Here is a 5,761-nt window from a genome sequence, read left to right on the forward strand (position 1 = left end):
GCCCGATCAGGTTCGAGGTGTTGGCGAGGTTGATCGGCAGCAGGAAACGCGGATTGATGATCGCCACCACGGCTCCCACCACAAGGATCAGGATCAGCAGGCCGAGATCTTTCTTGCTCATCGTCTTCTCCCCGTTGCCTGCGAACTATTTCGGCCGTTTGCCAACCGCCAGCAGCAGCACGTTTTCCTGGCTGAACTGTTCCTTGTCGAGAATGCCTGAGATCTGGCCCTCATGCATGACGGCGATGCGGTCGGAGACGCCGATAACCTCTTCCATGTCGCTGGAGATCATCAGCACGGCGACGCCGGCATCGGCCAGCGCGCGCATCAGCCCGTAGATTTCGGCCTTGGCGCCGATATCGATGCCGCGTGTCGGTTCATCGAGGATCATCACTTTGGGGTTCATGGCCAGCCACTTGGCCAGCACCACCTTTTGCTGGTTGCCGCCGGACAGCGTGCCGGTGCGCGTCGCCACCGAGGGCGCCTTGATGCCGAGATTGCGTTTCTGCTTCTCGGCGGTGATGGCTTCGGCGCTGGCAGAAACCAGGAACCGCCGGGCATGCGCCGGCAGATTGGGGAGCGAAATGTTCTGGGCAATCGACAGGTCGAGCAGGATGCCGGTCAGCTTGCGGTCTTCCGGGACGAGGAAGATCCCGTTGGCCACCGCGTCCGCAGCCGAACCAAGAACCAGATCTATTCCATCAAGCTGGAGCGCACCACCAAGTGCCTTCTCAATGCCGAAAAGCACGCGCGCCAGTTCGGTGCGGCCGGAGCCGACAAGACCAGCCAGGCCGAGGATTTCGCCATGCCTGACGCCGAGATCCACCGGCCGGTCGGGATAGGCGCTTGTGCGAATAGCCTTGGCCGACAAGGCGACGGTGCCGGGCGGTCGTGCCGATTCTGCCGCCTTCTCCCTCTCCTTCAGCAAACGTCCGATCATCAGCTTGACCATCTGGTCGTGATTGATGGCGTTTTTCGGCAGCGTGCCGGCAAGCATGCCGTCCCTCAGCACGATGACGCGATCGGCGACCCGCTCGACCTCGTGAAGGCGGTGCGAGATGAAGATGACGCTGATGCCCTCCGCCTTCAGCGCCCTGATGACATCGAGCAGCTTGTCGGTTTCGGCAAGGGGCAGGCTCGATGTCGGCTCGTCGAGGATGACCAGCCGCGCCTCGATCGACAGCGCCTTGGCGATTTCGACCATCTGCTGCTGGGCAAGCGACAGCGCCGATACCGGCGTATCGGCCGAGAAATTGGCGCCCACGCGTTTGAGGATCGGCGCCGACAGTGCGCGCAGCCTGGCGCGGTCGACCAGCTTGAGCGGGCCGGCGCGCAATGGCTCGCGGCCGAAGAAGATGTTGGCGGCAACATCGAGGTTTTCGAACAGGTTGAGTTCCTGGTGGACGAAGGCGATGCCGGAACCGATGCTGGCTTCTACCGTCAGCCCGTCATGGGCGATGCCGTCGACGATAATCGTGCCGGTGTCGGGGGTGGTCACGCCGCCGAGGATTTTCATCAGCGTCGATTTGCCGGCGCCGTTTTCGCCGACGAGACCGATGACCTCGCCGGGCCTGACTTCCATCGAAAACCCGTCCAGCGCGACCACGCCGGGGTAGGTCTTGCGCACGCCCTCGAGGCTGAGGAACGGGGCAGTCGTGGATGCGCTGATCGATGCGTCGGAATAATTCATCATGCCTGACAGCAGCCGGTGGGCCACAGACTGACGGGCCTGGCGAGGCCCGTCAATAACAGCGTCGCGCTGCCCCTGGAGCTTGTCGCTTCTCCCCGTTCTTCACGGGGAGAAGGTGCCGGCAGGCGGATGAGGGGCAGCGCCAACGCCGATTATTTACCCGCCATCGTCTTCAGATTGGCGGCATAGGCGTCGACGTCGTCCTTGCCGATGATCTTGGTCGGCACGATGATCAGCCCGTCAGCGGGAACGCCTGATTTGTCGCCCTTGAGGTAGGCCGCCATCAGCTTCATGCCCTGATAGGCCCATTCGAAGGGCTGCTGCACGACGGTGGCGGCAACGGTGCCTTCCTTGACGCCGCCCAGCGTGATCGGATCGTCGTCGAAGCCGACGACCGTGATCTGACCGAGCTTGCCGGCGTCGCGCAGCGCTTCATAGATGCGCGGCGTGTTGTAGGAATAGAAGCCGACCATGCAGGTGACGTCGGGGCTGGCGACCAGCGCGTCCTCGACGTTCTTCTTGGCGCGGGCCTGGTCGATGTCGTCACCACGAACGTCGATCAGTTCGATCTTGGTGCCGGCGAGCCCTTCCTTCATGCCTTCGATGCGCTCCTTGGCATTGTCGGCGCCGAGCAGGCCGACGAAGCCGAGGCATTTGCCGCCGTCGGGCATCGCCTTCTTGGCGATCTCTGCCGCCTGCTTGCCGGCGTCGATATTGGACGAGCCGATATAGGCGACCCGTTTGGTCTGCGGTGCATCGCTGTCGGTGGTGAACAGTGCCGTCTCCGAGGCGATCTTGTTCAGCCCGTCGGTCGAGGTCTTGGGGTCGACTGCCGAAACCATGATGGCCTTGACGCCGGCCGTCACCAGATCATCCATCAGCCGCTGCTGGATGGCGACAGAGGACTGCTCCGGATATTTGAGCTGCAGATCGTAGTCGGGCAATTCGGCCTGCGCCTTCTTGACGCCGGCTTCGGCCGCCTTCCAGAAATCGGAAGCGCCGTTGACGACGAAGGCCAGCGTCGGTTTGTCCTGGGCGCGCGCAATTGCCGTGATGGACAGGCCGAGAGCCAGGGCGGCGGCGGCGACGGACGCATTTCGTATCACAGATTTCATGTTCAACCTCCCGTTTGATTCAGTCATTTTCGCTGATCTGAACTTTGTCGAATTCGGCTTGGACGCCCTCCTCCTCAAGGGGTTCTGGCAGCGAAAGAACGGCGCCATTCCAGCCGCGATTTTGGACTTTAGAGACTCATTGGCTGTTCGTATAGTCGGATTTGTCTGACATTTCTGTAATTGCGCGGCGTTGCTTTGCCGGCCCAAGAGCCGCGGATGCAGCGGCACACGCCTGCTTCCCGTCATGGCCCGTCCGATCCCGGACCGGCACGACAAATTGACTTTAAAACGCTTACGGCTATTAGTAAATAGTATTAGTCTTCGGGTTGGAACCTGGTGCCGCTGACGAAATGGCTGCCTGCCGCATGGTGCGAGAAAGGGAGGAATCCTTCTTTCAGGACCGCGTAATCTCACATTGCTCTCTTCGCGCTGATAGCCATTCGACTGCCAGAATGATAATAAGGATTAATCGAGCGCTTGTTTTATAAACGCGAAGCACCGGGCCGGACTGCCGTATTTAACGACGTTCAGGGCGACCTCTGATCAGCCCGGCCGGGAATTTGGAACACGATGCCATGAACGAACCGACGGATCTGCGTGATCCTGCGCCTGAGGTCTCCAAGCGCCGAAAGGCTCCTGCGAAAAATCCCAAGGGTCGCGTCACCATGACCGATATCGCCAGGGCAGCCGGCTGCTCGCAGGCGACGGTTTCGTTCGTTCTCAACAACACACCGGGCATAAGGCTGTCGCAGCAGACCCGCGAACGGGTGATCGAGGCCGCGCGGGGTCTCGGCTATGCGCCACCAGCCTTCTCTGCTCTTCGCGGCCCTGTCGCCTCGTTCGAAGGGCTGGACGGGGTGATCGGCTTCGCGGTCGACCAACTGGCGACCAGCCCCGAAGCGGTCGTCGCCATCGAAGGGGCGCGCCAGGCTTCGTGGAATGCCGGCAATGTCGTGCTGGTCGCGCAGACTTTGGGCGATTCCGTCATGGAGCCGCGCGCCATTTCGGCACTGACCAAGCGGGGCATTTCAGCACTGATCTACATGACGATCTTCACGCGCGAGATCGTCGCGCCAGATTATCTCTACGGCCTCGACATCCCGGTCATCCTGCTCAATTGTTACACCGCCGACTACGCCTTCCCCGCCGTGGTGCCGAGCGAGATCGCCGGCGGCCAGAGTTCCACCCGCCACCTGATCAGCCATGGCCACCGCCGCATCGCCACCATCACCGGCGAGCCCTGGATGCAAGCGGCGCAGGATCGGCTGAAGGGCTACCGCCGGGCGCTGGCGACGGCCGACATCCCGTTCGATGCGGAGTTGGTGGTCGAGGGCGACTGGTCGGCGAGCGCCGGCTATGCCGCGACCGTCAAGCTGCTGGCGCTGAAGGACCGCCCGACCGCCATCTTCTGCCAGAACGACCGCACCGCGATCGGCTGCTATGAGGCGCTGAAGGAAGCAGGCCTGCACATCCCCGGGGATATTTCGGTCGTCGGCTATGACGACGAGGAAATCGCCCGCCATCTATTCCCGCCTTTGACGACGTCTATCCTGCCGCATATGGCGATGGGGCAATGGGCGATCGAGCAATTGGAAGTTCCCGCACCGCCCGGCCGCGGCCGCTACCCCATCACCAAGCTTGAATGCCCGCTGGTCGAACGGGAATCGGTCAGTGCCGTAGCGCCTGCGCGCTAACACGGTCCGGCAGCCGGCTGAGAACTTTCAGACTTCGGGCAAATGCAAACGCCGCACTGACGACTTGCCGCAGTCTGGTTGTGGCGAAATGCATCAGGGGAATAGAATGCCTTTGACGCTTCTCATCGATTCGTATTGCGCTGCCTGGTCGGATGAGAACGCCGAGAAGCGGCGGGCGTTGCTGTTGCCGATCTGGAGCGATGGCGCGACATACACAGATCCTACAGTTCATGCTGCTGGCGTGGAGGAACTGCTCGCGCACATCGCAAGTGTTCTGGCCAAGCATCCCGATGCCCGCATCTTACGGACGAGTGACGTGGATGTTCATCATGGGATCGCACGCTTTGCGTGGAAGTTTGTGATGCCTGACGGATCGTCCTTCCCCGAGGGTTTGGACATCGCATTCCTCGACCCCAGCCAGAAGCGGATAACGCGTATCATCGGCTTTTTCGGGCCGTTGGTAAGGTCTTCAGCGTCATAGACCACACACCAAGTTGTTCAGCCGGATCCGGTCGCAAAATCGTCGCGTCAGTCGGGGATCTTCCGACAAGCTCTCGCCATCAAGCTGATCGACCGGCGCGTGCCAGCCCGTGCGCCACCAGCCGGTCGATAATCTCGGGGTAGCTGACGCCGCTTGCCGCCATCGCCTTGGAATACATGCTGATATCGGTGAAACCGGGAATGGTGTTGAGTTCGTTGATGAGGATGCGCATATCCGGCGTCACGAAGAAATCAACGCGGGCCATGCTGTCGCAGCCGACCGCACGGAAGGCCTTTGCCGCTGTCTCGCGGATCTCGCCTTCGATCTCCTGCGGCAGTTCGGCCGGGACTTTCAGCGCCGCGCCGTCGGCGTCGATATATTTGGCGTCGTAGCTGTAGAACCCGTGGCTCTGTGCCGGCACGATCTCGCCGGTACGGGAAACAAAGATGCCACCTTCTGTATCCTCCAGCACGCTGCATTCGATCTCGCGGCCTCGAATGAATTCTTCGGCCAGCAGCTTGCGGTCGTGCCTAAAGCCTTCCGCCAGCGCTGCCTCGTAGTCTTTTTCAGCCGAAACCCTGCTGACGCCGACGGAGGAGCCTTGCCGGGCCGGCTTGATGAAAAGCGGAAGACCAAGCACGCTCTGCAGTTCCGCAAAGGTCGGTGCGGCGCCGTGGTGGATTGTGACGGAGCGCGCGGTGGGCAAGCCCGCCTCGTTCCGCAGCCGCTTGGCAATGTCCTTGTCGAGGGCTGTGGCCGAACCAAGAATGCCGCAGCCGGC

General features: G+C 61.8%; 5 protein-coding genes and 1 pseudogene. 2 read left to right on the top strand and 4 right to left on the bottom strand.

Annotation, left to right across the window (positions count from 1 at the left end):
• From E5W87_RS33310 to E5W87_RS33320, 3 genes and pseudogenes are all read right to left on the bottom strand, one after another.
• A pseudogene (locus E5W87_RS33310) lies at nt 1-121 on the bottom strand (ABC transporter permease); the annotation flags it as partial.
• A 24-nt stretch (nt 122-145) separates the two neighbouring features.
• Nucleotides 146-1,690 carry a sugar ABC transporter ATP-binding protein gene (locus tag E5W87_RS33315; RefSeq protein ID WP_292407568.1) on the bottom strand — a complete coding sequence of 515 codons (1,545 nt, stop codon included), beginning with the start codon at nt 1,688-1,690 and terminating at the stop codon, nt 146-148.
• 152 nt (nt 1,691-1,842) lie between these two features.
• A complete protein-coding gene (locus E5W87_RS33320) occupies nt 1,843-2,805 on the bottom strand; it encodes a sugar-binding protein (protein ID WP_095484514.1) in 963 nt (320 codons plus the stop codon).
• A 575-nt stretch (nt 2,806-3,380) separates the two neighbouring features.
• Between E5W87_RS33320 and E5W87_RS33325 the strand changes: the two genes are divergently transcribed.
• Nucleotides 3,381-4,499 (top strand): LacI family DNA-binding transcriptional regulator, encoded by a 1,119-nt coding sequence (locus E5W87_RS33325; protein WP_292407559.1) that lies wholly within the window; start codon nt 3,381-3,383, stop codon nt 4,497-4,499.
• Nucleotides 4,500-4,605: 106 nt separating this feature from the next.
• Nucleotides 4,606-4,980, top strand: a complete 375-nt coding sequence (locus tag E5W87_RS33330) for a hypothetical protein (protein ID WP_292407562.1) — start codon at nt 4,606-4,608, stop codon at nt 4,978-4,980.
• Between the two features lie 79 nt (nt 4,981-5,059).
• Here the strand turns inward: E5W87_RS33330 and E5W87_RS33335 are convergent.
• On the bottom strand, nt 5,060-5,761 hold a 702-nt coding region (locus E5W87_RS33335; protein WP_292407565.1), incomplete at its 5' end, for a D-alanine--D-alanine ligase family protein.

This window comes from Mesorhizobium sp. (genome assembly GCF_004962925.1).
Lineage (GTDB): Bacteria > Pseudomonadota > Alphaproteobacteria > Rhizobiales > Rhizobiaceae > Mesorhizobium.

Bases quoted from the DNA above. Each gene is read 5' to 3' on its own strand.
- E5W87_RS33315 (WP_292407568.1), bottom strand. From the start codon at position 1,690: ATGAATTATTCCGACGCATCGATCAGCGCATCCACGACTGCCCCGTTC.
- E5W87_RS33320 (WP_095484514.1), bottom strand. From the start codon at position 2,805: ATGAAATCTGTGATACGAAATGCGTCCGTCGCCGCCGCCGCCCTGGCT.
- E5W87_RS33325 (WP_292407559.1), top strand. From the start codon at position 3,381: ATGAACGAACCGACGGATCTGCGTGATCCTGCGCCTGAGGTCTCCAAG.
- E5W87_RS33330 (WP_292407562.1), top strand. From the start codon at position 4,606: ATGCCTTTGACGCTTCTCATCGATTCGTATTGCGCTGCCTGGTCGGAT.